This window comes from Fervidicola ferrireducens, from assembly GCF_001562425.1.
In the GTDB taxonomy this organism is placed as follows: Bacteria; Bacillota; Thermosediminibacteria; order Thermosediminibacterales; family Thermosediminibacteraceae; genus Fervidicola; species Fervidicola ferrireducens.
Genome location: NZ_LOED01000001.1, coordinates 162,455 through 187,281 on the forward strand (window position 1 = coordinate 162,455; position 24,827 = coordinate 187,281).

The 24,827-nt window shown below is 49.2% G+C and carries 25 protein-coding genes and 2 riboswitches; of the genes, 3 read left to right on the forward strand and 22 right to left on the reverse strand.

From position 1 onward, the window contains the following. Positions 1-15: 15 nt before the first annotated feature. Both AN618_RS00765 and AN618_RS00770 read right to left on the reverse strand, forming a co-directional pair. Positions 16-861: a TPM domain-containing protein gene (locus AN618_RS00765; RefSeq protein WP_066350849.1), complete on the reverse strand. Its 846-nt coding sequence runs from the start codon at positions 859-861 to the stop codon at positions 16-18. A gap of 5 nt (positions 862-866) precedes the next feature. Next, positions 867-1,424, reverse strand: coding sequence for a LemA family protein (locus tag AN618_RS00770; RefSeq protein ID WP_425402665.1), 558 nt, complete (start codon positions 1,422-1,424; stop codon positions 867-869). Between the two features lie 400 nt (positions 1,425-1,824). Here AN618_RS00770 and AN618_RS00775 point away from each other — a divergent pair, with 400 nt between their 5' ends. From AN618_RS00775 to AN618_RS00785, 3 genes are read left to right on the forward strand one after another with little or no spacing between them, the layout of a single operon-like run. Continuing rightward, entirely contained in the window at positions 1,825-2,808 is a 984-nt protein-coding gene (locus tag AN618_RS00775; protein ID WP_066350856.1) for a TAXI family TRAP transporter solute-binding subunit, read from the forward strand. Positions 2,809-2,853: 45 nt separating this feature from the next. Continuing rightward, positions 2,854-3,351, forward strand: a complete 498-nt coding sequence (locus tag AN618_RS00780; RefSeq protein WP_066350860.1) for a DUF1850 domain-containing protein — start codon at positions 2,854-2,856, stop codon at positions 3,349-3,351. 6 nt (positions 3,352-3,357) lie between these two features. Next, on the forward strand, positions 3,358-5,289 hold the full coding sequence (locus AN618_RS00785) for a TRAP transporter permease (RefSeq protein ID WP_066350861.1): 1,932 nt from the start codon (positions 3,358-3,360) through the stop codon (positions 5,287-5,289). 41 nt (positions 5,290-5,330) lie between these two features. On the opposite strand, the gene AN618_RS00790 is transcribed toward AN618_RS00785, so the two are convergent. The 20 genes from AN618_RS00790 to AN618_RS00895 form a co-directional block, all read right to left on the reverse strand. Then, the gene (locus tag AN618_RS00790) at positions 5,331-6,197 is read right to left on the reverse strand and encodes a response regulator (protein WP_066350862.1); all 867 of its coding nucleotides are present in this window, start codon (positions 6,195-6,197) and stop codon (positions 5,331-5,333) included. Positions 6,198-6,199: 2 nt separating this feature from the next. Further along, on the reverse strand, positions 6,200-7,498 hold the full coding sequence (locus tag AN618_RS00795; RefSeq protein ID WP_245628323.1) for a sensor histidine kinase: 1,299 nt from the start codon (positions 7,496-7,498) through the stop codon (positions 6,200-6,202). An 88-nt stretch (positions 7,499-7,586) separates the two neighbouring features. Next, positions 7,587-8,390 (reverse strand): ABC transporter ATP-binding protein, encoded by an 804-nt coding sequence (locus AN618_RS00800; protein WP_245628324.1) that lies wholly within the window; start codon positions 8,388-8,390, stop codon positions 7,587-7,589. Next, entirely contained in the window at positions 8,387-9,223 is an 837-nt protein-coding gene (locus tag AN618_RS00805; RefSeq protein WP_083514966.1) for an ABC transporter permease, read from the reverse strand. The genes AN618_RS00800 and AN618_RS00805 overlap by 4 nt, the downstream gene beginning before the upstream one ends. Positions 9,224-9,282: 59 nt before the next feature. Continuing rightward, positions 9,283-10,365 carry an ABC transporter substrate-binding protein gene (locus tag AN618_RS00810; RefSeq protein ID WP_066350871.1) on the reverse strand — a complete coding sequence of 361 codons (1,083 nt, stop codon included), beginning with the start codon at positions 10,363-10,365 and terminating at the stop codon, positions 9,283-9,285. Positions 10,366-10,495: 130 nt separating this feature from the next. Continuing rightward, positions 10,496-11,644, reverse strand: coding sequence for a glycine/sarcosine/betaine reductase complex component C subunit alpha (gene grdD / locus AN618_RS00815; RefSeq protein WP_222926194.1), 1,149 nt, complete (start codon positions 11,642-11,644; stop codon positions 10,496-10,498). Next, positions 11,631-13,175, reverse strand: coding sequence for a glycine/sarcosine/betaine reductase complex component C subunit beta (gene grdC / locus AN618_RS00820; protein WP_066350873.1), 1,545 nt, complete (start codon positions 13,173-13,175; stop codon positions 11,631-11,633). The genes grdD and grdC overlap by 14 nt, the downstream gene beginning before the upstream one ends. Before the next feature lie 40 nt (positions 13,176-13,215). Continuing rightward, positions 13,216-14,526, reverse strand: coding sequence for a glycine reductase complex selenoprotein B (grdB, locus tag AN618_RS00830; RefSeq protein ID WP_083514967.1), 1,311 nt, complete (start codon positions 14,524-14,526; stop codon positions 13,216-13,218). A gap of 41 nt (positions 14,527-14,567) precedes the next feature. Further along, positions 14,568-15,038: a glycine/sarcosine/betaine reductase complex selenoprotein A gene (gene grdA / locus AN618_RS00835; RefSeq protein ID WP_083514968.1), complete on the reverse strand. Its 471-nt coding sequence runs from the start codon at positions 15,036-15,038 to the stop codon at positions 14,568-14,570. 21 nt (positions 15,039-15,059) lie between these two features. Next, positions 15,060-16,343 carry a glycine/sarcosine/betaine reductase component B subunit gene (locus tag AN618_RS00845; RefSeq protein ID WP_066350882.1) on the reverse strand — a complete coding sequence of 428 codons (1,284 nt, stop codon included), beginning with the start codon at positions 16,341-16,343 and terminating at the stop codon, positions 15,060-15,062. A 13-nt stretch (positions 16,344-16,356) separates the two neighbouring features. Then, positions 16,357-16,671, reverse strand: coding sequence for a thioredoxin TrxA (gene trxA / locus AN618_RS00850; RefSeq protein WP_066351003.1), 315 nt, complete (start codon positions 16,669-16,671; stop codon positions 16,357-16,359). A gap of 68 nt (positions 16,672-16,739) precedes the next feature. After that, positions 16,740-16,833: riboswitch (glycine riboswitch) on the reverse strand. Continuing rightward, positions 16,834-16,926: riboswitch (glycine riboswitch) on the reverse strand. An 83-nt stretch (positions 16,927-17,009) separates the two neighbouring features. Continuing rightward, complete coding sequence (locus tag AN618_RS00855; RefSeq protein ID WP_066350884.1) at positions 17,010-17,288, reverse strand: autorepressor SdpR family transcription factor; 279 nt, start codon at positions 17,286-17,288, stop codon at positions 17,010-17,012. Between the two features lie 27 nt (positions 17,289-17,315). After that, a complete protein-coding gene (locus AN618_RS00860) occupies positions 17,316-17,975 on the reverse strand; it encodes an SdpI family protein (RefSeq protein WP_066350885.1) in 660 nt (219 codons plus the stop codon). Between the two features lie 91 nt (positions 17,976-18,066). Then, on the reverse strand, positions 18,067-18,693 hold the full coding sequence (locus AN618_RS00865) for a nucleotidyl transferase AbiEii/AbiGii toxin family protein (protein ID WP_157081586.1): 627 nt from the start codon (positions 18,691-18,693) through the stop codon (positions 18,067-18,069). Continuing rightward, positions 18,686-18,949 carry a hypothetical protein gene (locus AN618_RS00870; RefSeq protein WP_222926196.1) on the reverse strand — a complete coding sequence of 88 codons (264 nt, stop codon included), beginning with the start codon at positions 18,947-18,949 and terminating at the stop codon, positions 18,686-18,688. Before AN618_RS00870 ends, AN618_RS00865 begins: the two co-directional genes overlap by 8 nt. A 58-nt stretch (positions 18,950-19,007) precedes the next feature. Next, positions 19,008-19,922: a DNA-3-methyladenine glycosylase family protein gene (locus AN618_RS00875; RefSeq protein WP_066350888.1), complete on the reverse strand. Its 915-nt coding sequence runs from the start codon at positions 19,920-19,922 to the stop codon at positions 19,008-19,010. Further along, a complete protein-coding gene (locus AN618_RS00880; RefSeq protein ID WP_066350889.1) occupies positions 19,897-21,201 on the reverse strand; it encodes an MFS transporter in 1,305 nt (434 codons plus the stop codon). Before AN618_RS00880 ends, AN618_RS00875 begins: the two co-directional genes overlap by 26 nt. A 13-nt stretch (positions 21,202-21,214) precedes the next feature. Then, the gene (locus tag AN618_RS00885) at positions 21,215-22,225 is read right to left on the reverse strand and encodes a nitrilase-related carbon-nitrogen hydrolase (protein ID WP_066350891.1); all 1,011 of its coding nucleotides are present in this window, start codon (positions 22,223-22,225) and stop codon (positions 21,215-21,217) included. Then, positions 22,225-22,977 carry a carbon-nitrogen hydrolase family protein gene (locus tag AN618_RS00890; RefSeq protein WP_066350893.1) on the reverse strand — a complete coding sequence of 251 codons (753 nt, stop codon included), beginning with the start codon at positions 22,975-22,977 and terminating at the stop codon, positions 22,225-22,227. Before AN618_RS00890 ends, AN618_RS00885 begins: the two co-directional genes overlap by 1 nt. Then, positions 22,943-24,766 (reverse strand): hypothetical protein, encoded by a 1,824-nt coding sequence (locus AN618_RS00895; protein WP_222926198.1) that lies wholly within the window; start codon positions 24,764-24,766, stop codon positions 22,943-22,945. Before AN618_RS00895 ends, AN618_RS00890 begins: the two co-directional genes overlap by 35 nt. Positions 24,767-24,827: the final 61 nt, after the last annotated feature.

Sequence of the window (24,827 nt, forward strand, 5' to 3'; positions counted from 1 at the left end):
ATAAATTGCCAAATCCTACCTGCTTGCGCCACCGCCACCGCTGGAGCCTCCTCCAAATCCTCCTCCACCGCTGCCGAAACCTCCGCCGAAACCACCGCCAAAGCCTCCGCCAAATCCTCCTCCGAAAAAGCCGCCGCCGAAGGGGCCGCGAAAGGGGCCGAATCCACCGGGCGGCCTGCGCCAGATACCCGCCCACAGACCGGATAAGATTATCATCCACGTAACGATGAAGAACATTATGGCGAGTATCAATTCCAGCGGAATTCCCTCTTCGCCGGAGTAGGCGGAAAGTTCCGCAAATTCACCTTCTCTAAGATCCAGGTTGTATTCCCCAGCGACCTGCGCCGCAACAGCCATGAAGGTATCCGCAATTCCTTTTGAATATTCCCCTTCTTCAAAGGCGGGAAGGGCATAGGTATCCAATATCCACCCTGCCTTCCCGTCGGTTATGGCCCCCTCAAGGCCGTATCCCACTTCGATGCGGATCCTGCCGCTTTTTCCGGAAAGCAGGTTTTCCTTGTTTACCAGTATTAAAACGCCGTTGTTTTTCTCCCTCTCCCCTATTCCCCAGCTTCTAAAAAGCTCTAATGCGTAGTCCTCTATCGTCCTCCCCGAAAGGTCGTTTACCGTCACCACTACTATCTGGGCGCCGGTCTTGCTATCGATGGCCTTTGCAACGGCCCTCATCTTCGCCTCATCAGCCTCATCGATGAGGTCCGCATAATCGTAGACGTAGACGAGTTCCAAAGGCCTTGACGGTACTGGCTCTTGTGCCGCAGCTTCTTTTAAAAATGTTGAAAAACAAAGAAGTAAAACCGCTGCGGCTGCGAGCCAAAGAGCATAAAGCTTTATCTTTTTCATCCCGATTATTCTCCTTTACCGCTGAAGTCCACCTTCGGTACCTCGTAAGCCCCCTCTTCAGCTTTGAAGTACTCCTTTTTCTCAAACCCCATAATCCTGGCGATTATAACCGTAGGGAAGCTCCTTATTCTGCTGTTGTACCTCTGAACCGCATTGTTGTAGTCCATCCTAGCCACTGCAATTCGGTTCTCTGTACCGGCAAGCTCGTCGGCCAGCTGCCTGAAGTTGGCATCGGCTTTAAGCGTTGGGTAGTTTTCCACTATGGCCAAAAGCCTGGAAAGGGCCTGTGTGAGTTCTGCGTCTGCCTGGGCCTTTTCTGCGACAGACCCTGCACTAATTAGCTTTTCACGGGCCCTCGTAACCTCGGTAAAGATTTCCTGTTCATGGGCAGCATATCCCTTTACCGTCTCCACCAGATTGGGTATGAGGTCAGCTCTCCTTTGAAGCTGATTTTCCACCTGGCTCCACTTGCTGTTCACGTTCTCCTCGGCAGCTACGAGGCCGTTGTAGCTTCCGAAGGCAAAAATCAAAAAGGCTGCTATCAGTACAGCAATGATTATCACCGCATTTGCTCTTCCAAACAATGAAGACCCCCCTTTGTTTTTGATACTTTAATTATATCATCAATTTAAAGCTAATGCATCTTTTTGAGCCCCTACTTATAAAATACTGTATACATATATACCTTTTTGAAGGATTGAGTGGTAAATTGTATAATTTGCGTTACTTGACCATTAAAATTAGAATTGATTAAATTTATTCAACGATTCTAGCGGAGAAACTTTCATGGTTATGCCAGCTTCACCCATATTCGGAGTTTTTGCCCTAGAATCAACAATGTGTAAGTTTTATATTTTTAATGTCAAGTTTATTATAAAAAACCTTACATTTATTTGACATTTAAATTTTATAAGCATATAATTCTACAAAAATAAATTAAAATCATTGAAGGGAGGCCGAATTATGACGAGAAAGATAGTTGCGCTTCTTGTCGTCGTGCTTTTTGCGGCCGCCTTCGTGGCCGGCTGCGGTGGCAGCAGCAATACGGGAGGGCAGAGCTCCGGCGGGCAAAAGTTCATAAACATAGCCACCGGCGGAACTGCAGGCACCTATTTCCCGCTGGGTGGAGCGCTCGCGGAAATCTGGAACAAAAACATACCGGGAGCCAACGCCACAGCCCAGAGCACGGGGGCCTCGGTAGCCAATGTTAACCTCCTCAAGGACGGCAAAGCGGAAGTGATTTTCGTCCAGAACGACATCGCCTACTACGCCTACAACGGAACCGAGATGTTCAAGAACAACAAGTATGAAGATATCAGGGGTCTTGCCACCTTGTATCCCGAGACGATTCAGATTGTGACCACGGCCAATACGGGAATAAAGAGCATACATGACCTCAAGGGTAAGAGGGTGGCCGTGGGCGCTGCAGGAAGCGGCACCGAGGCAAACGCCAGGCAGATCCTGGAAGCCGCCGGCATAACCTACAACGACATCCAGGTCCAGTACCTCAGCTTCGCCGAAGCTGCCAATAACCTGAAGGACGGCAACGTAGATGTAGCATTCGTAACCGCGGGGTTCCCGACGGCTGCCATCCGCGACATCGCGGCCCAGCACAAGATTGTGCTCATACCCCTTGATGACAAGACTGTTGAAAACCTCATTTCCAAGTATCCGTTCTATACCAAGACGGTGATACCGGCCAACACCTACAGCGGACAGACTGAAGACGTGACCGCCGTCTCGGTAAAATCCATGCTGGCCGTCAGCTCCAAGTTAGACGAAGAGCTGGCCTACCAGATGCTCAAGACCATGTATGAGAACCGGGACCGCCTGATTGCGGCTCACGAACAGAGCGGAAAGCAGATTTTGCCTGAAACCGGAAAAGAAGGCATGTCCATACCGCTCCATCCCGGAGCCGAAAAATACTTCAAAGAGATAGGAAAGTAACCAGAGGGGGTTTTTGAGCATTGGAGCAATTCCAATGCTCATTTTATGAAAGAAAGAAGAATCCCGTTCCTGATTATAATAGCAATCGTTTTGCTGGCGGGTTTTTTCGCCTTTTTTAGAATTGAACGCGAAAAAGTCCTGATAATAGAAAACGAGCGCGATAAAACCAGGACAGTAGTCGGGGTAAAGAGCGGGGAATTTGCCATTACTTTCGTGCACTCCATCGAAAGGACGCCGGTTTATGAGTTTTACCGCATAAATGACGACGGCACCCTAACGCTGAAGGAGGCGCGGTTTTATTCGCTCGGAACGGGGTTGCCTTTTTACGCTGATGGCGGCTTTAAAAATGAAGGCGGTGCTTTTGTAGTTTCGATGTCGAGGACCCTCAGACAGATACCCCTCAGGGTTTCGCCGGTACCAGGCCACGCGGTTTTAGTTGACGGAAGAAAAATATACTTTACGGATATCGCCAAAACGGAAGATCTCCTCACCATCTCCGCAGGACATCGATTTAAAATAAAAAGATTACGGGGAAAGGAGTGAATTTAAATGAGCCAAAACACCAATCTTAATTCGGATGCTGAAAAAATTGCCGAGGAAATTCTCCGAAAGGTCGACGCCGAATCCGACTACAGGATCCTGAGCGGATTTGCGGCGAAAGTAATAGCTGCGATAGCCATAACTTTCTCCGTTTTTCAGCTTTACACTGCAGCCTTCGGGGTCCTGGACGCCATGATTCAAAGGTCCATTCACCTTGCGTTCGCGCTCTGTTTAATCTTTCTCCTGTATCCCACGAGGAAGTCGTGGCCGCGAAACAGCATACATCCCGTCGATTTAGTTTTAGCCATTCTGGGTGCCTTGGTCCCGCTTTATATACCCGCCTTTTATCAGGAACTGGTTCGCCGGGCGGGCACCGTGACCACCCTCGACTATGTCGTCGGCCTTATAGGGATTTTGCTGGTGCTGGAAGCCGTAAGGAGGGTGGTCGGACTTCCGATGGTAATAGTCGCCTCGACCTTTATCATATATGCCCTCCTGGGGCCTAAAATACCCGGACCTTTCGCCCACAGAGGAGTGGACCTGCCCACCCTGGTGCAGCACCAGTTTTTTACGACCGAAGGCCTCTTCGGGATACCGATAGGAGTTTCTTCCCAGTTCATCTTCCTATTCATACTCTTCGGGGCGTATCTTGAAAAGACGGGCCTGGGACAGCTTTTCATAGACCTCGCCAATGCTCTGGCCGGATGGGCTGCAGGAGGACCAGCCAAAGTGGCGGTCATTTCATCCGCTCTGGAGGGCACCGTATCGGGAAGTTCGGTGGCCAATACCGCCGGCTCTGGAAGTTTTACCATTCCGATGATGAAAAGCCTCGGCTACAGGCCCGAATTTGCGGGGGCCGTAGAGGCTGTGGCTTCCACCGGCGGTCAGCTCATGCCTCCCATCATGGGGGCGGCAGCCTTTCTGATGGCAGAATTCGTCGGGGTGGAATACCTCCGGATTATCCAGGCAGCGGTAATCCCAGCTCTCCTTTATTATTTCGGGGTATGGACTCAGGTTCACTTCGAGGCCAAAAAACTGGGGCTAAAGGGCATGAAGCGCGAGGAACTCCCGAAACTCGGCGTCATCATGAAGGAGAGGGGGCACCTCCTCATACCGCTCATAGCTATCATCTACCTTCTGGTGGAAGGTTTTACCCCGATGAAGGCGGCACTTTACGCCATCGTCCTCGCAATCCTTTCTTCGATGATGAGGAAAAACACCCGCATAAGCTTTTACGATATAGTAAAAGGCCTGGAGCAGGGAGCCAGAAACGCCCTCGGTGTAGTGGCAGCTACGGCGTGCGCCGGCATCATAGTCGGAGTCGTCACCCAGACGGGGCTGGGTTTGAAACTCGGCTCAACGCTGGTGGACCTCGCCAACAACAACCTCTTCCTGACGCTGTTTTTCACCATGATAACGTCCCTCATCCTGGGCATGGGGGTGCCGACCACCGCCAACTACGTCATCACTTCGACCATAGCAGCTCCGGCGCTGGTAATGCTTAACGTCCCGGTTCTTGCAGCCCACATGTTCGCTTTTTACTTCGGAATAATCGCAGACGTTACTCCGCCCGTGGCACTGGCGGCTTTTGTCGGCGCGGGAATCGCAAAAGCAAACCCCTTCAAGACCGGCATCGAAGCCTCGAAGCTGGCAATCGCGGCTTTCCTGGTGCCTTACGTCTTCGTCTACCACCCGGCTATGCTGCTCATAAATGTCACGCCTGTTGACATCGTTGAGATCGTCATAACCTCCATCATAGGTATTATAGGGGTCGGTGCAGCGGTATGCGGGTACTTCCTCACCAATCAATCAATACTGGAGCGTATTATCTTCTTTGTCGGCGGTATTTTAATGGTGACTCCGGGTATCGAAACCGACCTTGTAGGTTTGGGGTTGCTTATCGTAGGATATTTTATCCAGAAACGGAAGGTAAAGAAATAAATTCAATTTTACCCCCGAAAATATATGTCGGGGGTGTTCTTTTAAGTCCTGCACAAAAAGGCTATTCCTTCCAAAAATTTCTTCACGTTGATTTTTCCGCCTTCGGATGTTTTGCCCCTTAAAAAATCCATTTGTTTTTTAACTTCTTTGAACTCAAAAAGAACCGAGGCGTACCTCAAAAACTGTTCGCCGTCGAAATCTTCCATACCCATGGACGCTATATTGCCCAATGCCTTTGTTATCGCTCTCCTTATCCTCATTTCGATGGCCTTCAGGTCGGAAGATTTTTTCCTGCCGGTCTTCATGTAATATTCCTGAAGGAAACGGTATATTTCCTGCAGATTTGAAGTTGTCTTTTTCACCCTGTCGAAGTTTTCTACGAGCACCTTGATGTCCTCGCTCCCGGTCTCGCCGAGAATCCCCAGTTCCGCCAGGAGCAGATCGATCTTCGTCATCTCCGGTTTATTTATGTCGAACCTTTCCAGCATTCCCAGGCCCGAGACGGTCTCCTTTATCTTCATAAAGGTGGTTTTCAGCTTTATCATTTCCTCCACCTTTGAAATCACGTTGACGGTTTCGGTGACGTTTATCGGCTTGTGGACGAAAAACTCAATCCCGGCTTCGTAAGCCTTGCTTATCATATCCTGAGCTTCTACCTGGGAAATCATTATGAAATAGGTTGTAACCCCTTTTTCCCTGGATTCCCGTATCACCTCTATCCCGTCTTTGGAAGGCAGCAAAAGGTCTATCAGCGCGATGTCGGGATTCAGGGCGATAATCTTTCTTTCGGCCTCCTCGCCGTCGCCCGCCTCGGCTATCACCTCGCCGAGGCCGTTGTTTTCTATAATTCCAGTCAGCATCCTCCTTACAGCCCTGTCGTCATCCACCACGATTATTCTAAAATCCATTCTCATTCCTCCTGACCAGCAATCTTCACGAACCTGCCATCTAGGGGGATTTCCAGGTCAAACCTGCTCCCCTCACCGACCTTCGATGTCACATAAACCTTTCCGCCCATTTCCTCCACCAGATTTTTTACGTGGGTAAGCCCGAGTCCGGTGGAAACCGACCCGTCTTCCAGCACCTTCGTGGAAAATCCCGGCTCAAAAATGAAAGGCAGGTCCTTGGAGTGTATACCGCACCCGTTGTCCTCCACCGATATGACCATCCGGTCAAAATATCGGCGAACCCTTACTTCGATTCTTCCACCTTCTTTGTCCAGAGCTTCCAGAGCGTTGTATATCAAATTGCTGAGTATTGAAAAGAAGGCAAAGTAATTCGCTATTATAAAATCTTTCTCCAGGCGGAATTTAAATTCCACCTGTTTTTTTTGCTCTTTCATCCACCTTTCGGTGTTAGTTTTCAGTAAAGACAAAATGGCGCTGAGTTTCATGCCTTTTTTGTCTTCTTCGGGAAGCAGCTGGGAAAAACCCCGGCTAATCCTGAGGTAGTCCTTTTTTATTTCGTGAATTTCCCTTGCGAGATTCAAGGCCTTTTTCCTGAGTTCCCCCGCTTCCTTTTCGTCAAGAGGCCCCTGCAGTTTGCTGTATATGTCGTAGCTTTGCTTCATGGCATCTTCCAGGTCTTTAGTCGATTTTTTGAGGAAAATCAGCTCTGTTTTGAGCTCCGATATGAGCTCCAGAAGTTCTGCGTACCGCTTTTCGTGCTCTTCCTTTATTATGAGAAGTTTATATCTTTCCATCATCAAGTAAAGCGAAAAGGTGACCATGCTTCGAAACAGGCCCACCGCCACAACCGGTGTAAAAATCTCCTGGAAGTATTCGAAATTCAACTCGCGTCTCACGAAAAGTTCGACGAAATTAGCGGATATGTCCGAAAGGGCCATGACAGCTATGAAATTTACCGGAGAGCCGGGGAGCTTTTTTATATTGCCCAGTCTCAAAAAAACACCGTAGGCGAGATAATAGAAAAAGGCCGGATAATGAAGGCTTACAGCTTTTGAAAAATCATACCTGCCGATGGCACTCCACAAAAATACCCTGAAAAGGAAAACCACCACTCCCGAAAATGGTATCAACACTATTTCCGGGATTTCTTTAAAATAGAGCATCAGAAACGATATAGCTATAACGCCTGCAGTGAACCTGAAAGCCGTGCCGAAAGGATAAAAGTAGACCTCACCTATTAAAGCCGTAAAAAGTGCCACAAATAACATTTCTTTGAGGTAAAACCTTTTCAAAATCAACATCCGTCCTCCCGAGCAGTGCTTGTCTATAATTAGTATAAAAAATAATAAAATTTTCCGCAAAACTTTTTTGTTAAACACCGATTTGCCTTCATCTCATGTTTCTCGCCTTCATGACTTCTTCCCTCAAAAGTTCCCATATCTCCCGGTAAAGCTCTATAAAAACGGGGGAAGACTTTATCAAAATTATGTCCCTGGGCCTTTCGATTTTCACTTCCAGCATGGCCTTTACCCTCCCCGGCTGGGCCGTCATTACAAGAATTTTGTCCCCCAAAAGGAGCGCCTCGTCGATGCTGTGAGTTATGAATACAGTGGTCTTATAGCTCCCTTCCCATATGCGCAAGAGTTCCTGCTGCAGAATAAGCTTGTTTTGTTCATCCAGTGCCCCAAAAGGTTCATCCATCAGCAGAATTTCCGGGTCGCTGGCAAAGGCCCTCGCCACATTTATTCTCTGTTTCATGCCACCGGAAAGTTGATAAGGATAAAGGTCGGCAAATCGCTCAAGTCCCATTTTTTTTAAGTATTCCAGAGCTATCGCGCGCCTTTCCTCCAAAGGAATCCCCCTGATCCTAAGGCCGTACTCCACATTTTCTACAACTTTCATCCAGGGAAAGATGGAGTCCCCTTGGAACACCACCGCAGTCGGAGGTTTTCCTGCATTTCTGGCCTTGATATATACCCTGCCGCTCGTCGGTTTTTCCAATCCTGCCAGAATCCTGAGCATGGTGGTCTTCCCGCATCCGCTCGGCCCCACTACACAGAGAAATTCGCCATCTTCGACCGTGAGATTTACGTTTTCAAGAGCAACTACACTGGTCCTTCCGGTATTGAAAATTTTCGTAAGGTTCTCAACCCTTATTTTCTCCGCACCGTCCAAGTTAACCCCACCTTTCACCGTTTTTTCCACGGAATTACTATTTTTTCCAAAAGGTCCAAAAGGTAGGAAAAGACGAACCCCAGGAAGGCAAGGACTATGAGGGCGCAAAACATCCTCTCTATGTCAAACATGTCGTAGGCCCGCCATATCATCCAGCCCACTCCGGCACGGGCGGCAGAAAGCTCGGCAGCGACAATCAGCAAGAGGGCGGTTCCCATGCCCAATTTTAACCCGGCGAAAATCATCGGAAGGGCACCCGGAAAGGCTACTGTGGTGTAAAACTGTATTTTGCTGGCCCCAAAGCTTTTGGCCACGTCAATGTATATGGGGTCGATATTTAATACGCCGGCCATAGTGTTTATGAGCACTAAGTAAAATACACCGATAGCAATCGTGAATATTTTAGAACTTTCTCCCAGGCCGAAAACTATGAGTATTAAAGGCATAATCGCCAGCTTGGGTATGGGAAAGGTGACGGCCACCAGGGGCATGAGCAAAGCCCTGACCGGCGGGAAAAGCCCCATGGAAAGGCCCAGGATCACTCCGGGCACGGCACCCGCCACGAACCCTAAAACAATTCTCGAAGTGCTTATCAGCGTGTGGTAAAGCAGTTCTCCCGAAGAAACAAGGGGGATTAGCGTTTCAAAAATTCTCGAGGGGCTTGAAAAGAGCCTGACGTCTATCAGTTTTAAAGCGGCCATAACCTCCCATAGCAAGAGCAAAAATAAGGGGGAAAGGAAGGAGAAAGTTTTCAGGAAAAAAGCCTTTTTCTGCCTGGAATTATTTTCGGCATCATCGGCTAGATCTTCCATCTTAATTGTCTGATTCAACTTTTCTTGCACCGCATTCACGTCATTTCCCCCTTTCAGAAAATGTAGCACAAAAACCCACTATATCATGTTATTCATAATTATTCATACTTACCGAGGACGCTCAGAGCATAGTCTACGTAACTATTGTCCACCACATCTTCGGCCTTGAGTTCACCTTTCAAAAGGCCTCTCTTGATGTACCAATCCAGGTCCATCTGAATTCCCTTCATCCTGACGTAGCCGTTCGGGTTGAGCCCTACCGGAAACATCTTATCGTAAAGCGCCTTATCCTTCACCGAAGAATATTCCGCAAGAATGGATATTATTTCGCCCTTGTTTTTGTTCTTGAAAAATGCGTCATTGTAGTCCCTCAGGGATTTTATATAGGCAAGCATGAACCTCTTTGCGACTTCGGGGCGTTCTATCATGCTCTTTCCGTATACCAAAAGGGCGGTCTGGGCATCCGGGTCATATTCGGAGGGGTCCTTCCACGGATCTCCTATGCCTTCTTCTACCGCCGCTGCTATAAAGGGCTCTATGAGCATTCCGCCATCGATGCTCTTGTTGCTCATCGCAGCGACTATATCCGGAAACGACCTTATAACCTGAAGATCGACGTCTGCGGTGGTCATGCCGCCTTTGTTGAGCACCCGGTCTAAGGCAATTTCGTCCAGCGACGCGGTCCCCACAATGGCAAGCTTCCTGCCTTTCAGGTCTTTGTAATCTTTTATTTCGTCCACCAGGTCCTTTCTGATAACCAGCCTGTAATAGCCCATGCCCGGGACGTTTATGCCCTTGTCGGCCACTATTTTGATGGGTATTCCCCGCAAGATGGCGTTAAACAGGCCAGATGCAGTCACGGTGCATCCGACATCGAGCTGGCCTGCCCCGAGGGCGTTTATCATGTCCTGACCCGTGTTAAACTGCACCGGCTCGATTTCTATCCCGAGTTCCTTGTAGTATCCCTTCGCCATCCCTATGAGCACTCCCGCATCGGACACCACCTGCTTCATTCCCACGGTCACCTTTACCGGGGGTGAAAGGGGCTCTACGCCCGGGAAGTTGCCGGCCTGGGCTTTACCTTCACCCGAAGGCTCTTGTTTTGCCACCTGCTTTCCGCACCCCGATGCAAAAACCGAAAGAAGCAGCAGAACTACCAGAAGCATTGCTATTTTTCTCATCTTTCCCACTCCCTCCAGCTAAAAATTCATCTCTTGATATAATATTTTTTAAGACACGTTCTGGTTACACTAAAAATAAAAAAGCCCGGTCTTTCTTAGACTCGGGCTTTTCGTCATATTTTTCAAATGTCTACAAATATCCCGCGGCCTTCAATATGTCCACAGCGGATTTCAGGTCTTCATGGGCCACCATGATTACCGGCCCCGTGCACCCCATGCCGCTCTCCGCATATATTCCGCTTTTCCATAAAATCCTTACCGCCTCTTCCATCTGAAGCACGTCTATGCCCGCTATCTCTTCCGTCACAGCTTTTTTAGGGGGCGGCTCAACAATCGTCTTTTCCTCGGGTTTTCCGGTCTTTTCCAGTTCGCCTATGAGTTCGTGAAATCCTGCCTTCCTCAACTTTTCGAATTCCTCCGATGCTTTCTTGAGGAGATTTCCCCTCACCAATTCTACGGCGTACCGGATGGCCCCTTCCACCACCGGCGCTCCGGAGGCCCTAGAAAGGATGAGGATTATCCTTCTATAGTCCTCGCCGATGCCGGGACCGTAGCCCCAACCTAATGCTTCGTAATCGCCGCCTGTGGTGTAGGCCGAAAGTATTTTTACGAGGATGTTGCCGGTCAGGGTATCCGTCACCATGACGTCGCAGGAGCCAGCGAGGAGGTCGTTACCTCTCATTATGCACCCGCCGTCGGCCCTCATGGATCCGGCAAAATTTATTTCGTATCCTTGCTCTGAAAGCTGCTTGAGAAGCCTTTCCACCTGCCGGGAACCGTCGACGTTGAGTATGCCCACGCTCGGGTTTTCAATCCCCAGGGTTTTTGCAACTATAATTCCGTAAACGGCGTTTTTCATCATCGCCGCTACCCGGTTGGCGGAGGAGGTCCCCGTGGTTGTTGCAATTAACACGGGCTTACCTCTTGCAGGCGTCACCACCCTGCCCACGGTTGATACGCCTACCGGGAAGCTGTAATGCATGGTGACCGCGGCGTCCAGTTCCCCGCCGTCCAGCATCTTTTCCATAATCCGGTGGGCTTCCTCCAGCGTGCCGGCTTTTACACATTGAATCCCCCGGCCTTCTACTTCCTCGCCAGCACCGATAAGCACTATCTCTACCCCATCGAGGCTCTTTGCCGCTTCCTTTGCCGCACCTATCAGCATCCCGGGGGGATGCTCGCTGCCGTGGACGGTCAATCCCACCTTAACTTTTTTTGCACTGCGGCCTTCCAGTGCATCGGCGAGCATATTGAAAAGTTCGGACTTATCTAGGGGCACCGGCCTCCCCCCTCGTCTTCAAGTATTCCGCAAATTCGCGGAAGGCCTCCGCCAGGTACGACGAGATATCAGGCATTTTTTCTTCCTTTTTCGCTCCGGGATTCTTCTCCATGATAAAGGATATGCCGTCGAAGAGGTTGGTCATGCGTCCCAGGAAGAGGCTCCCCTTGCCTATTATCATGGCTCTCGTCATGCTTCCGGCCAAAATCCTTTCCCTGACGTAACCGATAACCGGTACTCCCGACGGGATATGGCCCTGGGTCGGGGCAAATCCCACCACACCGTGCTTTTCTATGAAGGATTCCATCTCTTCCTTTTTGAGCTCCCCGCGTTTCACTGCAATAGCGGCGATCATTTTATAGTTGGCCTTGGGGACGTCCCCTGCCCCTGCAGGTTCGGTTATCTCGGGATTTTGAAGTTCTGGGGCGTACTTGTCCACATCGGATGCCTTGAGGTTCAATCTGTCCAGGGGGTCGTAGACGATGCTCTGCATTACGGCCTGTGGTGCCGCGCCCGCTGCTATCGGGTGCTTTCCGACAGAATCGAGCCTTATAACGGGGTTTACGCCGTCGTCACTGCTCACCAGCACCGCAAAACCTCCGAGCACGTCTTCCAAAAGCGGCATGCCCTTTGCCACGTGGTCCCTGCCGTTCATGCCAAGCTTTGCAGCCGCTCCTCCCGCGACTACCGCCACCTTATTATACACGCCGGCCTTCACCAGGGCCGCGGCGCTAATAAGGGCGTGAGTGGGACCCGCGCAAAAGCCTCTCATGTCGGCTCCTGTCGCATTGCCGCAGCCGGCGATTTCCCCTATGGCTTTGGCGAAATTCCCACCACCCCTCTGGTTCATATCGCCGCAGGCCTCTTCCGAACATTCGATTATATAGTCCACCTCGCCCGGTGAAATTCCGGTGACCTTAAAAAGGTGCCTTAAAGCCAGAACTGCCGAAGCCTTTGTGGCAAGATTCTCCGCCATGACGTGGGCCGAGAGGGCTTCGTCCCGGTCGTGGGCCTTTCTCACGCAGCCCACTAACTTGCCGTCACACTTCAGTTCTACAGCGCCCTCTTCAATGTGCTTCTTTATCGTATCCTCGTCTGCAACGTTCTTTATGCGGTTTACGTCATCCGCTGAAAAGAGCGGGTGGCTGAGGAGCTTTTGTTTTACGCCTTCCGCAAACTCCCGTTCGAGGATTACAAGGCCGAAGACGTCGGACAATGCCATAAGGCCGTAAAATTCGTCTTCCGGCATTATCTCGCCGTAACGCCCGAACCGCGAGGAATCTTTAAGCGGATTTTGGTACCAGGGCCTTTTTATGTTCCTCAATTCTTCGGGCGATATATTTCCTATATAAGTCTGGTTAGGCGGATAAGCAACAGCTTCCTCGTAAGTCCTCAAGTGGTCCCTTACCCTTTTTATATATTCGGAACCCGGGTTTTCCCTTTCTAAAAGCTGGGTGGTGCCAGCTACCATCGTGAGGTTTGGCACGTGCACCAGCACGTAGCTGGCACCGGAAATCACGGCATTGCTCACGATTAGCCCTCCTTCGGATGCCAGTGCTTTTTCTGTGGTTTTAATCTTCGAAGACCGTCTGCCTCTCTACGTCCTCTGTCAGAGCCTTCAACGCTTTAAGAACCAGCCGTTTTCTCAACGCTTTCTCCTGCTCTTTTGTCAGCGAAGGATTGCCGAGGGGGTGCGGTATTGCGACTGCCGGAACGATACGGTTTGCACCCACCGTCAGGGAAATGGGCACTATCGTGCACACGTGGGTCGTGGGAATGCCAGCCCTTTCAAGTTCCTTTACCATCGTTGCACCGCAACGAGTACAGGTCCCTCAGGTGGAGGTAAGGATTACAGCCTGCACCCCGTCGGCGATAAGTTCCTTTGCAATTTCCTGGGCGAATTTTTTCGCACTTGCCACCGACGTTCCGTTGCCCACCGTGGCGTAATAGTACCTGTGGAGTTTTCCTATCACGCCTTCCCTTTCCAGTTCGCGCATTACGTCCACGGGCAAAACCCGGTTGGGGTCCTGGTTGGCGTAGGTGGGGTCGTAGCCACCGTGGGCCGTCTGGAACTTTTCCGGGGTGAGGTAATCCACGCCCTCCAGGTCGTATTTACCGAACCTGGAAGCGCTGGAGGCTTCTATCTTATCCGGATTGCCCTTAGGGACGATACCTCCGGATGTCACTAAGGCCACGGTGGCCTTTGAGAGGTCCTTTACTGCCGGTGCGGGTGGGACCCTGTCGAAATCGGGCATTGGGTATTCGGTCGTATAAGGCTCGCCTTTTAGCTTTTTCACCAGCATGTCGACGGCCCTTTTCGCCCCGTATTCTTCGACAAAGACGTTCTTTCTTATTCCGCGCGGTATATAGCCCTCTTCCGAAGGAGTACCCAAAGCTTCGCCTTTTGCAAGCTTCAGGGCGAGTTTTGCCATTTTCGGCACCGCTTCCCGCATGCCGGCGGCCGAGCCGGCGGTCTCAACGATATATACATCCTTTTTGTATACCTCTACGCCGGGGTTTTCTTTAAACATGCCGGTGACGGCGGGGATATTTAACGTCTCCTTTACGGCCTTGCACACACCGCCACAGGCCATCCCGTATCGCCCGGCGTTGAAGGCGGGGCCTGCGACTACTAAATCGGGATTATATTTTTTTATTCGCTCCAAAATATCGGCTTTCGCTTCTTCCTGATGTTCGTTGAAATACGAATCCCCGCATATGACGGTGCCGACGATTTCCGCTTCCCCTGCAAAGGCAGCGTTGAAAGCCGTGCCGGGCCCCACCGGGCCTTCCTTGTCCTGAGGCGGTAAATCGGCCTTTTCTTCACCGCCAAGGCCCGCGAAAAACTGGTTTATATAGTGGACAACCCTGAATTTACCCACTTTGCGCCCTCCTTTCGGACTTTTCGGACGATACCTTAAATTTACGCCCTGTACTTGGAGTACTGTTCGCGGTACTTTTTGACCTCCCTGGCAAGCCCTTCTACGTCCAGAACCATCTCCATTACCCCGACCTGTTCCTCGTAAACGGCAGGATCAACAGCCGCCTTAACCTCGGGCTCCACGATGTGATATACTGCAAGCCCTAAGGATACGCCAGCTAAAGGCCCTGCAAAGGTGGGATCGCCGTTGGTGACCGTTTCGGCCGCAATACCGGCTGCTTCAGGCTCGGCGCCGCCCAATATCACGACGACGTTTTCCGGGCCGTACTCCTCGGCCAGTTCTTTGATTCTTTTTTGGATCTCCAGATCCATAGCACCAGCGGCCGTTCAGACGAAACACTCGGTGGTAGAAAACACCACTTCACCGGGGGTAGTCTTCATACAGGCTTCTATGGCTGGACCTGGAACTCCGTCCCTGTCCCCTACTATCACTATCTTTTTTCCTTCAAACATGATTTCGCCTCCCTTTGAAATTTAAAGAGTTACCGCGCTCAAGCGCGTAAAACCGACTTCCGAAGTGGCTCCGGTTATAGCCTGAAGTTCGATCTCGATGCTTCCATCTTCCCTCAACGCCTTCTGGGAACCGCCGGCTATGACGGCGGCCGTATCTACCAGGCCTATCACTTTCTTCATGGGCGGGAGCACTATCACCTCGTTGGCGTTGCCCGCTGTTACCACCGCGTCAGCCTTCGGATCGGCGTCGGCCAGCGATTGGGATGCTCCATCCCTTCCGGCGTATTCATCGGTAATGAGCACGGTTTTTATTCCCTTTTCTTCGATTTTCCTGCAGTTCATTATGAGGTCGGTATCGGGATTGCCGAAGCCCTCTTCGGTGATGATGACGCCGTCGAGGCCCAGGTATTCGGCGAGTTTTGCCGTGTAGTCTGAGGAACGTTCTTTATCGGCAAGGGTGACGTTCTCGTTGGTTATTATTATGCCAACGAAGTTTATATCCTTGCCGTGGCGCCTGTAAAGTTCCTCGACGACGGGGTTGTTTTGATGTACGTAGGTGGGGTTCTTGTCGCAGGCGGAAACGCAGTTGCCGCTTACTATTGCTCCATCCATCAGCTCGGTGGGGTATATTAAGGTAGGTATTATCTTTTTGGCGTCGACGCCGTAGACGTATGTATCGTGCAAAAGCCCCTGGCTCTGAAGCTGGTAAACGTAAGCCACTTTGGGAAGGTCCGGATATTCTTTTAAGGCCTGGGGTAACGGTTTTGTCTCATAGACCTTAATCTCTTCGGGCTCTTTTTCCTTTACGCAGCCCGCGACGTACGCCGCCACTTTAAGTCCCGCAATTCGAAGGGCTTCTTCGTGTTCGTGCTGGGAAAGGCCTTCCACGGGATTTGCCACGACAACCAGGTTGACAAGTTTTGAAAACGGGGTGTATTCGGCTCCGGGCCCGCTCATGTCGATTATGCCTTCCTGGAAACCCACTATTCTACCGCAGGTCACTACCGCCATTCCTTTCAATACGTGGGTCCTTCCCTCGCCCACGGTGGTGGGTTTTCCCAGGAAACCCGGGAAAATAGTTCCGCCGGTCACCTTCACCCGGGGCTCTATGACGTCTTTGACCGGAATTATCCTTACCTCTTCACCCGGCCTTGCCACATCGAAGTCCACGTCTTTTATCCTCTGGTCTTCGAGGACGAGCTCGGAAAGTTCTTTTTTGCTTACGGTGAGGACGCCGTTTTCGTACCGGGTGGTATCGCCGAACACCACGTCCTTTACGTTAAAATACCCGAGCTCCAGTTTCATTTTCTATCCTCCCCTATATGTTCCTTTTAATCATCTCTTCCACCATCTCGATGGTGACATCCTTTGTGACCTGGTCTACCTTCTCGCCGTTCTTGTAAATCGCTATGGTAGGAAGCCCCATGACTTTCTGGCTGATGGCGAGCCGCATATTTTTTGAAGTATCAAGCTTGCAGAACTTTACCCTGTCGCCGTATACTTCCTCGAGCTTTTCCACCTGGGGCATCAGGGCCTTGCAGGGCTCGCATCTCGGCCCCCAGAAGTCCACAAGCACTGGTTTTTCCGATTTTAATACCTCCTGTTCGAAGTTTTCGCTGTTTACCTCCAGCAAAGCCTTCACCTCCTTGTAATTTATTATTCCCAAAAGCAAACAAAAAAGAGAAATAAAGGGGTATACCTTTATTTCCCTCTGTCGTCTACCTGAGAGATTCTCTCCCGAATTTTGTAAATTCGGGAAATTGCCCCGTCGGTGCCTTTCGGCTCTCCAGAGGCATGTCCGGATGCGGTCCTTTTGCCTGAGAGTTTCGCGGGCGTTGCCGCTTACCCCTTCGGCGCCCCTTTAAGGGGTCTCTCCCGCACCCATCATCCACAGGGTTATTTAGTTATTGTATTCACTTTATATTTTATTATAAATTTTTTCAATAGGCAATAGAAATTTTATTTCGATTTTCAAAACCCCGTTTCTTTCCTGCCCCAAAGTTCCATGAGAAAAGCCACCACTTCTTCAAATACCGATGTGTTGAGGGAGTAATAGATATTCTGTCCTTTCCGCTCGTCTATAACCATACCCGCCTGTTTCAAAACATTAAGGTGATGGGAAATGGTGGGCCAGGAGATATCAAACTTCTCCGCTATCTCGCCGGCGGTCATATCCCTTTCCTTTAGCATGTACAGGATTTTCCTTCGCACGGGATCGGAAAGGGCCTTAAAGGCCGAACTGAGCCCCATATCAACTTCCCCCTATTTTTCTTATCCCTAGGTCTGCATTTTCTTAAAGAGCAAATACGAATAAACAAAGCCGAAAATGGTAACAGCAAGGATCGATCCCATGCTCAGGAAAAATCCCAGTTTTTCCTCCAAGAATAGGCCCAAAATCCAAATAAAACCCGCAATCACCCAAAGAGGCCCCGAAATGCGGTGGGTCTTGTTCCAAACCTCTTCGTTTGCCAGTGTCCATGGGGTCTTTATCCCGAAAGTGTAGTTGTGCCTTATCTTTCCCATGTAATTGCCCACAAACACAAACATCAAGCCGATCGCCAGCATGGTAAACTTTCCTATGGAAACGGGAACGCCCAGGGCGTACAATGTAGTTGCTATATATAACGCGGAAAAAATCAAAACCATTATCGTCCTGAAGGTTCCGTAGACGTATCTGAACTTTTCGTAGCTCTCCGGTTTCGGGTCAATGGCCGGAGCAAAGGAAAGAAGTAAATACATTCCTAGTACAACGGTGGGCATGAAAAGTACGTGCATGGTTTTGGACATGTACCCGTCCACCTGGCCCGAAACGTTCCAGTGGGAAGGCACCATGTCAGGAAGCCTCGGATATACAGCAAAGCCCATAACGTACAGGGAGGCTATAAGGCCCAAGAGAAGCCAATTCACCGGAAGGGTGGATCTTTTCTTTTCAGCCACATAAATCCCCCCATGATATTTTGATGATTATCTAAATATAGTATATCAAAAAAATAGGCTGATGGCTATAAAGTTTCTATAACGAAAATTATCACTTTGTCTTTATCTCTTGAAGGTACCTATCAAAAAGTTCAGCTGCTTCCTCCAATATTGAAGCGTCATGAATTATAAGTTTTTCAGCCTCTTTTTTATAAAAACTTTTTATTTTCTCCCACCTGAAGTCCAATATTTCGACTTTGGAAGCTAAAATTTTACTATTCTCCAGCATCTTACACCATTCATTTCTAAGGACTACGGCAGTATCTACAACATCCCTAACCTTCAAACTTTCCGGCCTGTAGAAAAGCTTTTTTATAACTATCTCCCAGGGGGTTTCTACCTGAATGTTGCGGCCTAAGATTTCTTTTTCTACGTACCAATCTTCGGTCAAATGGGGAGCCAGTATAAAGTCTATCTCCCCTTCATCCATTTTCAATTTTACAAAATTCGACATTTCGGTATAATCCTTAATTCCTTCCGCATAAGAACTCAGCCGCGGTGTAACCAACAGCAAATACTGTGCATCGGTCAAAAAAATATCCACATCAAAACTTTCCCTATGGTTATAATATAATGACAGCGCGCTTCCCCCTCCGAATGACCACTCGTTTTCAGGTATGCCGGCATTATCTAAAATACCAATCGCCTTTCTAAATAGGTTAATCCAGTTCTCAGGCATTTTCAAGCATCTCCTCCAGTTGTTTGTTGGGATAATACGGCTTTACGTACTTTTCGTAGAAATCCTTTAAATTTTTTTCGGCAATGCCATAGGCGATGATAAACTTCCGGATATCCTGGGGATGAACATCCGTGAAAAAATTGAATATTTGCACCATATATTCTTTGTCGAATTCCATTTTCTTGATTAACTCCGCTAGTTCCTTTTCCTTTAAGTAGTTTTTGGTTTGTGCATTTATGGTCGTTTCCACAATCATGGAAGATTCCCACCTGTCTTTTGTTTGTTAAGATTATTCTATCAATGGAAAGCCAAGCCTATATTCTTTTAAACCTGGCTTGAATATCACCCCAGCAGGTCCTGGTGTAATGGTAAAGGTACTGCTGGACAAATCCGGCAAGATTTCCAAATCTTTTTTCGGCAAAATCTAAAATCTCTTTTACCGGCACTTCCCTGCCGCCAAAGTAAAGGTACTCGACAACCCTTTTTATCCACACGTCTACTGGGAAGGCGTCAAATCTTCTTAGGGAAAAAAGAAGCACACAGTCGGCAACTTTGCGTCCCACGCCTGGGATTCGCATGAGAAGTTGCCTTGCTTCTTCCGTGGTAAGATCTTTAAGTTTTTCCAGGTCTATGTCACCAGCTGCTACCATCCGGGCCGCCTCAATAATGTACCTGCCTCTGAAGCCGCAGCGGGTATCCCTGATCTGGGATTCCGATAGAGACGCTAGCACCTCCGGAGTGGGAAAGGTATAGTATGTTTCTCCCTCTAATTCCACAGGAATTCCAAAGCATCTCGCCATCCGCTCTATCGTCCGCTTTATATTCGGTATGCTGTTGTTGGCTGAAAGAATAAAGGAGATCAGGGTCTCCCAGGGCTGCTGATGAAGTATGCGGTTACCACTGCAAAACTTTACAGCCGGCGTCAATTCCGGAAAGGCGCACAATTTTTCTTCAATATCCCTGTAATCTCTTCCCAGGTCAAAATAATCTCGGATAATTTCAATCGACTCCTCGCCACCGTTCGTTAACACCCTTAAAGTATCTTCCTCCTGATAGGCCTTTATCACCAGGTTTCCCACCACGCCCAGGTAACCCCCGTCCTCCATCCTGTTCCAGCGAAAGGCCTGGCCGCATTCCGCCACCACCTCAAGGCTGAAAGGTTGAATACCGGTAAATGTTATCTCCAATGCTGTTTCCCCTCTCTCAAAAACTAGTGTGACTTCCTTCATCAAGAGAATAATTCCTGAAAACCATTAGGCCCAACAGGATACATACGGCCGCCAGCAGGCATGACGCATAAATACCCGAGGGTTTTTCGAAACTATAGCCCAGGTATTTGAAAAGCACTCCGGTGGTAAAAAACGATGAAAGACCTGTAACCGTTTTTACCAGTAAGCCCTGAACTCCAAAGAACATGGCCTCCCTTCTGCGCCCGGTTATGGCCTCATCTATATCCGTTATGTCGGCTATAATGGCATTGGGTATTATGAAGACCGCAGCCAGCGGGAACCCGGCGAGGCCTACCACCAGAAAGCCGAACCATTTAGATGCGAGGAAAAGATACGGTCTACCTACGAAAAACATGACAAATAGGAGTACCATAAACATAGTCATCGATGCATTGTACACCTTTTTCTTTCCGTATTTTTTTATCCACGCCAGCATAAATGGTGAAATGAGTATGGCATCTATAAAAAGCAAGCCCTGCAGGAGAGCGGTTTCAGTTCCGCTAAGGCGCATGTTCACCGTGGCTATATAAGGCAGCGCTATTGTGACCATGTTAATGGCAAACCAGTAGAAAAGGAACGATATCTCATAATACATGAATTCCCTGTTTTTCAAAGTCAAAATAAGACTTTCCTTCAGGCTGACACTGGCCCCATCCGTTTCCGGTATCTTTCGCTCTTTTACCCCAAACGGCATTATCAGGGTTATAAGCGACAGCGCGCCAAGTATGACCCCCATAGCCCTTACTCCGTACCGGGCTATAAGTACGGGGCAGGCCACCCCCTGGAGCAAAAGCCCTATTGTATTGAACACCGACTGGTAAGTTGAAACGGCCGCCCGTTCAACGGAGTCTGTTGCAATCTCCGGCAGAAGTGCAAGATATGGCGCCACGTATATGGTGAAAAATATAAAGTAAAGGGAAAGCATAACGGCCAAATATACAAAGTTTGCAAAACTTTCGTAGGGTTTTGGGGGGAACCAAATAAGTATATAGCTCAGCACCAACGGAAAGGCCCCAAAAATCAGGAAGGGTTTCCTCCTGCCAAGCCTGCTCTTGAAGTTGTCACTCCAGTAAGCTACCAGGGGATCCGATATCGCATCTATAACTCTGCCTATGATCATGGCTACACCTACAAGGCTCACAGAGGCCAGCGGCACGAGGTTATAGGGGTTGCCTTCCGGAGGAGCATAAAAGTACGCATACCAGGACACGAGGGATTGCATGAGGACACTTATGCCTAAGTAAGCCACGGGATACATGAAGTATTCTTTTATCTTCACGGCTATTCACCCCTCAATAGAGTCTTGACAGGTACTTCCTGTAAAGCTCCTCGTTTCTGTCCTTCAGCAGCTCATCTTCCTCCCGGTATTTTCTCAATGCCCCGATATCAATGGATGCCGTAACCACATCATCCCCCTGATAATGTTTTGCTTCTTTCACCACACCGTCCCTGTTTTCGGTTAAATCCAGCGGGGCATATATTCCAGCCTTGCCGGTAAAATAAAACTTCGCCACCCTTCCCACCAGTGCGCTCTTTATGCCGTAAACCCGGCTCTCCTGGACTCTGGGCCATATGCCCCTGAGAGCCCTGTAAAAATCGTACTCCTCCATATTGGCGATGGGGATTATAACTATATCGGCCCCTTTCATCCTTGCGATTTCGAAAGTTTCAAAGTAAGTGGCATCCATGCAAACTGGAAAGGCTACGTTTGCAAATGGTAGTTTAAAGACATTCAATTCCTCTCCCGTTTTCAGCCCGAAAGATTCCTCCTCAGGGGTCGCATGAAGCTTTTTCTGGCTGCCGATGAGCTTCCCGTCAGGGCCAAATAAATACGCCGTGTTGTAAAGCTCCCCGTTTTCAGGGACGGTGATGCTTCCCCCCATCACGTACATTTCGTAGAGGCGGGCGAGGGAGCTGAAGGTCAAGAAATAAATGCCTTTTACGTACGGCCCGAGCAGCATCAATGCGGCCCTCATTTTTTCACCATCATCATCTTTCCGGCCATCCCCGGAGAACTTTTTCTCTATCCCTGGCAGGAGGCCGTAAAGAGGAAGGTGAATATTTTCCGGGAAAGCTATGAGCCTAGCCCCCTCCTCCGCTGCCCTCTTTACAAGACGCCTCATATGCTCAAAATACTCTATGGTCGATTTATGGAGCCTGAATTCCACCTGGGCTGCTGCAACCTTCAAACCAGGCTCCCTATTATACTTTTTAACCTTCAATCCGGATATGTGCCGTTTAAGGGGCTTCGGGTTAAACTTATATGAGAGAAACATCTTTGCCGCAAAATCCAGCAATCCCATCAGTATCCCCACTCTTTTTTGTAAAGTTTTCTGTTCAAATACTTATACAGCGGGTAAACGGATTTAATTTCATTTCTCTTGTCAAAATCAAGCACTGCCGCGAGAACCCCTTCTTCATCCTCCCCCATTTCGCCCAAAATACCGCTGGAACCTCCCCATATAGGATTGTGAATTATGCTCCGCCCGGCGTATATTTTATCGCGGATCCTCCCGTTGGCGGCGCATTCCACAGCAAAAAACTGGTTCTGCTGGACCTGCTGCCATATGCCGGACAACTGAAGCCAGCGGTTGTAACCCCCTTCAACCGCATAGAGCCCCACCACGATGTCGGCCCCCTGTAGGCCAAGAATCCTGCCGCACTGCGGATGAAAGCAGTCGTTGCCTACGAGTATGCCTACGTTGCCCACAGCCGTCGGGCAAATCTCAAGTTCATCTCCCCTTTTTAAGCCGTCCCTTTCATCCTGCCCCGAAAGGTGGGTCTGGCACTGGGTATGAAGTATTTTGCCCCTTTGCATTATAACCGCCTTGTGGTAGCCATCCTCGATGAAACTCCCGGGCACCAGAACGAAATCCTTGCCTTTTGAAAGCTCCAGGTGAAACGCAAGATACTCGGCGCTGGATGAAAATAACAGCCCCGCTAGGGGAGGAAGGACCACGATATCCGCTTTTATGTCCCGGAGGTATTTATTAATATCTTCAATGTACTTCTCCTTATTTTCAAACCTCAGCTGGAGGGCGCACGCCTTTATCATTTTGCCTTTCTCCTTCCACCACGGCTTTGTAAAGCGCGAAAGCTAGATACCCCGCACCGGTGGCGAACCCGGCCCCGGTTCTCACTTCTCCCGTGTTTTTATCAAAGCTCTCGCAGAGGATTCCGTTGTCAAAGGGCGCATTTTTTACTATAAAAAGCGCTTCTTCCCTTCTCAGCGGGTTCAGCAGACTCCCGCAAAGCCCCAGGCCTGAAGGCGTATTGGGGTGGTGATCGCAGGCGAGTTCTTTAAACCGGGCGGTTTCGTCGTAATATTCGTACCGGGGAGAGTAATAATACGACACCGTATTTTTAAAAACGTCATCCAAAGGCAGGCCATAAAAGACCAGGGTGCCAAGATTTCCCGGCGGGTCGTTATATAGCCTGAAATTCCCCTCCCGGTCTATCGACCAGGCATAGAGCCTTTTTCCGTCCACTTCTACGATAAATTTTTTTATGCTCTCTTTAAGCCTCTTTACTCTATTCTCCAGGATACCGGTAGGCCTTCCGAGTTTTTTATAGACACCTATCAGCTTCTCAAAAGCTTTCAAAACCAGGACGTTGTCGATGAGCACAAAATCGTGGTCGGCTGGGTCGTCCGACGGAAGAAGGAAAGTCTTGTATAGCCCCATTTCATGGTCGTATTCCTTCTCTATCCTTTCTACGATGTAATCGAATGCTTCCAGCACTTCTTTATCGTAAAAAGCAAGGTCGAAATCAAGGTCTATAAAATAGCTGCAGGCCTCATCCAGTTCAAAGCCGGGGTACAAAACGGTACCGTCGATGTAATGGGCGTGATCCCCGGCGTTCCTGTAATGGGTCAAAAGGAGTTCCCGGTAGAGCCTTTCGTAAAACTTCCTGTCGCAGAGTTTGATAGCCCGGAGGGACCATAAGAAACAGTCCCTTTCCCAGAAAGCGCCGGATACGTAATACCTGTTGCTCCTGGAAGTCATAGCCACCAGCCTGTCGGAGTAAAAGTCCACCGCTGTGCTGAAAAAATAATTGAAAAAGAGATTTTCATTGAGGATTCTCTCTATATCTTTATCCGTTGAAGTTATTATTCTTTCCCTCAGAAATTCAGCAAATTCCTTATATATCCTCTCCAGGCCCTTTCTCCTCAGGTGAATCAGCGTAGTGCTGGCCCCGTCGGGGTCAGCATTGAGGGCAAAATACAGGGCGTTTTTTGTACCTGCCTTCAGTTTTAACGACGCGATCAGTTCCAGGTCCTCATTAATATCCGTCTCTTTTTCCTCAAAAACACAGGTGAAATCCTTGTCACCGCCCACTGCCGCCGCCAGCGAAAAATTATTTCCTTCAAAAGATATACATGGGTTTTTCAGCCATTTGTCGGTAAAAAGCCTTTTTACACCATGGCACTTGTGGGTATTAAAGCGCAGGAAATTGACCCTGTCGGGCCTGAAATCATACTTCACTTCAAGGTCTATGTCGCTTTCAAGTTCGTACACAAAACCCTTTTCCCGCAGGTCGGCGTATATCCTGACCCTGACGACAAAGTCTTTAAAAATGAATTCGAAGGCTGGAATGTAGTACAGTTCTTTTCTCCATATTACTCTTTCCGGTTTTAATCGCCCGCCGTTTTTATCGTAAAAATGGGGTTTTAACAGGTATCTGCTTCCTCTTATCTCTATAAGTCCCTTGTTCTGCATCGAAGTAACATTAACGCTTTTTATCGCTCCTTCCCTGTCGATTTCCGGAAGGGCAATATAACCGCCCGCCATGTATAACACCGGTTCGTTTTCTTTTATTTCCTCAGGCCTTGTGATGAGTTTCAAAAATATCCGCCTCCTGACGAAAACTAATATCCATCCCTAAAAATTTTCTACGGTTTTTGCC